The organism is Yoonia sp. (genome assembly GCF_046498525.1).
GTDB lineage: Bacteria > Pseudomonadota > Alphaproteobacteria > Rhodobacterales > Rhodobacteraceae > Yoonia.
The window spans coordinates 1-3,375 of sequence record NZ_JAWOAN010000098.1 but is presented as its reverse complement, the minus strand read 5'-3'; the positions used below and the strand labels follow the sequence as shown (position 1 = coordinate 3,375).

Here is a 3,375-nt window from a genome sequence, read left to right as displayed (position 1 = left end):
ATCGGCTACGGCGGAGTGCAGGCGCTGGCGCCGCAACTTTTGAGCCGAAATCTGGCAGGGGGGACGCCTCAAGGGGGGACGGTGAGCGCCTTGGCCGCAGCGGTAATGTGCCGGGTCATCTGAATGTCGGCATCTGATGGTGTCGGGTCGCCGGATGGATGGTTGTGTACAAGGATCAGCGCGCTGGCATTGAGTTCGAGCGCGCGCTTCACAACTTCACGCGGATAGACCGGTACATGATCCACGGTGCCGTGAGCCTGTTCTTCGTCCGCTATGACGGTGTTCTTGGTATCAAGAAACAGAATGCGAAATTGTTCCGTTGCGCGATGGGCCATCGTCGTGTGGCAATAATCCAGCAGTGCATCCCAGCTTGAAAGCACATGCCGTAGCATAACCCTTGAACGGGAAAGCCGGTGGGCGGCGGCTTCCACGATCTTGAGTTCCAACAACACAGCATCACCTACACCCTTCACAGTGGAAAGTTGCGTTGCCGGAGCGGAAAGGACGCGATTGAAATCGCCAAATGTATCGATCAGGGTGCGGGCGAGCGGTTTCACGTCCTGTCTGGGGATCGCGCGAAACAGGAGAAGCTCCAGAAGCTCGTAGTCCGGCATCGCGACGGCGCCACCTGAAAGGAAGCGTTCCCGCAGTCGTTTGCGATGATCGCGCAGGTATGATGGAACTTTGCCATTTTCCACAGGCAAAATCCGGGTCACGTCGTCATGGTCAGGAAAAAGAGAGGGCGCTTCGGCAAAGTGGGTCATGCGCCTACTCTGCCAAAGCTCTGGTTACTTTGTGGTTAACGCTAGCTCTTCATTGAGTCCCAAAAGCTTTTGACGCTGTCGAAGAAGCTTGACCCATGCGGATTGTTATCTTCGCTCAACAGGTCAAATTCCTTGAGAATCTCGCGCTGGCGGGATGTCAGTTTGACGGGTGTTTCCACTGCAAGCTCGATGAACATATCGCCCGTTCCACCACCGCGTAGCGCAGGCATGCCTTTACCGCGCAGGCGCATCTGCCGACCCGATTGAGAGCCTTCAGGCACCTTGACACGGCTGCGGCCACCGTCAATCGTGGGCACTTCGATTTCGCCGCCCAGCGCTGCCGTCGCGATGGACACCGGCACGCGGCAGTAGAGATTGACGCCCTCCCGCTCAAAGAGCGGATGATCCTGTACCTCGATAAAGATATAAAGATCACCCGATGGCCCCCCGCGCATCCCCGCTTCGCCTTCACCGGCAAGGCGAATACGTGTGCCGGTTTCTACGCCGGCCGGGATATTGACGGACAGTGATTTCTCTTTTTCGACGCGGCCCTGGCCGTGGCAGGTTGTGCATGGGTCCTTGATCGTCTGGCCCATGCCCGCGCAGGTCGGACAGGTGCGTTCAACCGTGAAAAAGCCTTGCTGTGCGCGCACCTTGCCCATGCCGGAACATGTTGGGCAGGTTTGCGGGTCTGATCCGCCTTCGGCCCCGGTGCCGTTACAGGCAGCGCAACCGACCGCCGTTGGCACGACAATCGTCTTTTGCAAGCCAGAGAAGGCATCTTCAAGGTTGATCCGCAGGTTGTAGCGCAGGTCGTTGCCACGCTGTGCCGCGCTTCGGCGTCCGCCGCCGCGACCCCCCATGAAGTCACCGAACAGATCATCGAACACATCAGAGAACGCGCTGCCAAAATCGCCTTGGCCACCACGTGGCCCGCCGCCGCCACCCATGCCGTTTTCGAACGCCGCATGACCATAGCGGTCATAGGCGGCCTTCTTGTTCTCGTCCTTCAGGACTTCGTAGGCTTCGTTGGCTTCTTTGAACTGCGCTTCGGCATCCGGGTTGTCAGAATTGCGATCCGGATGCAGTTCTTTCGCCTTTTGGCGATAGGCCTTCTTGATGTCGGCAGCATCTGCGCCCTTGGCGACACCAAGCACATCGTAATAGTCACGTTTTGCCATGATATTTCCCCCTTGGGAATGAAAAAAGACCGGCCCGGTTTCTGGGCCGGTCTTTCTTCAGAGGCGTGTCGCCTTAGTTGTCACGCTTGTTGTCGTCCAGATCTTCGAAATCCGCATCGAGGATTTCTTCATCTGCGCCCGGTGCATCAGGTTCTGCTTCACCGGCCTCTTCTTGGCTGGCTTTGTAGATGGCTTCGCCAAGTTTCATGGCCGCTTCGGTCACGTTCTGGATGCCGGATTTGATCTTGTCGGCGTTGTCAGCTTCCAGATCGTCCTTGAGCGCAGCAATTGCCAACTCGATCGCTTCGATCGTGGTTGGGTCAACCTTGTCAGCGTGCTCTTCCATCGACTTTTCAGTCGAGTGGATCAGGCTTTCTGCCTGATTCTTGGCGTCCACAAGCTCGCGGCGTTCCTTGTCGGCCTCGGCGTTGGCTTCGGCGTCTTTGACCATTGCCTCGATGTCGTCATCCGACAAACCACCAGAGGCCTGGATCGTGATCTTCTGCTCTTTGCCGGTGCCTTTGTCTTTGGCGCCGACTTCAACAATGCCGTTAGCGTCGATGTCGAAGGTCACTTCGATCTGAGGCATGCCGCGTGGTGCTGGCGGGATGTTTTCGAGGTTGAACTGACCCAACATCTTGTTGTCGGCTGCCATCTCGCGTTCACCCTGGAACACGCGCAGTGTCACGGCGTTCTGGTTGTCTTCGGCGGTTGAGAAGACCTGAGATTTTTTCGTCGGGATCGTGGTGTTGCGGTCGATCAGGCGTGTGAACACACCACCCAGCGTTTCGATACCCAAGGAAAGCGGTGTCACGTCGAGAAGAACCACGTCTTTGACGTCACCCTGCAGAACACCGGCCTGAATGGCGGCGCCCATCGCAACCACTTCGTCAGGGTTCACGCCCTGGTGAGCTTCCTTGCCAAAGAATTTGGCAACTTCTTCCTTTACCTTTGGCATACGGGTCATACCACCGACCAACACGACTTCGTCGATATCGGAAGTGGACAGGCCAGCGTCCTTGATCGCGTCCTTGCATGGCTTCAGCGAAGACTTGATCAGGTCGCCGACAAGGCTTTCCAGCTTGGCACGTGTCAATTTCATCACCATGTGCAACGGCTGACCATCAGAACCCATGGAAATAAACGGCTGGTTAATTTCCGTGCTGGATGAAGAGGACAGCTCGATCTTGGCTTTTTCGGCCGCTTCTTTCAGACGCTGCAACGCCATCTTGTCCTTGGTCAGATCAACTGAATTCTCTTTTTTGAACTCATCGGCAAGGTAGTTAACAATGCGCATGTCAAAGTCTTCACCACCAAGGAACGTGTCGCCGTTGGTGGATTTCACTTCGAACAAGCCGTCGTCGATTTCCAGAATAGTCACGTCGAATGTACCGCCGCCAAGGTCATAGACTGCGATTGTCTTGCTGTCT

3 protein-coding genes are annotated in these 3,375 nt (G+C 56.5%); all 3 read right to left on the bottom strand.

Annotated features, from left to right (window positions below; all coding sequences use genetic code 11):
• Positions 1-68: 68 nt before the first annotated feature.
• Positions 69-764, bottom strand: coding sequence for a RadC family protein (gene radC / locus R6T97_RS07060; protein WP_410348589.1), 696 nt, complete (start codon positions 762-764; stop codon positions 69-71).
• A gap of 41 nt (positions 765-805) precedes the next feature.
• Positions 806-1,945 carry a molecular chaperone DnaJ gene (dnaJ, locus tag R6T97_RS07055; protein WP_410348588.1) on the bottom strand — a complete coding sequence of 380 codons (1,140 nt, stop codon included), beginning with the start codon at positions 1,943-1,945 and terminating at the stop codon, positions 806-808.
• A gap of 73 nt (positions 1,946-2,018) precedes the next feature.
• Positions 2,019-3,375 (bottom strand): molecular chaperone DnaK (gene dnaK, locus R6T97_RS07050; RefSeq protein ID WP_410348587.1); only part of this gene is annotated, 1,357 nt, incomplete at its 5' end.

Excerpts from the sequence above, each read along its gene's own strand:
- radC (WP_410348589.1), bottom strand. The coding sequence starts at position 764 with ATGACCCACTTTGCCGAAGCGCCCTCTCTTTTTCCTGACCATGACGAC.
- dnaJ (WP_410348588.1), bottom strand. The coding sequence starts at position 1,945 with ATGGCAAAACGTGACTATTACGATGTGCTTGGTGTCGCCAAGGGCGCA.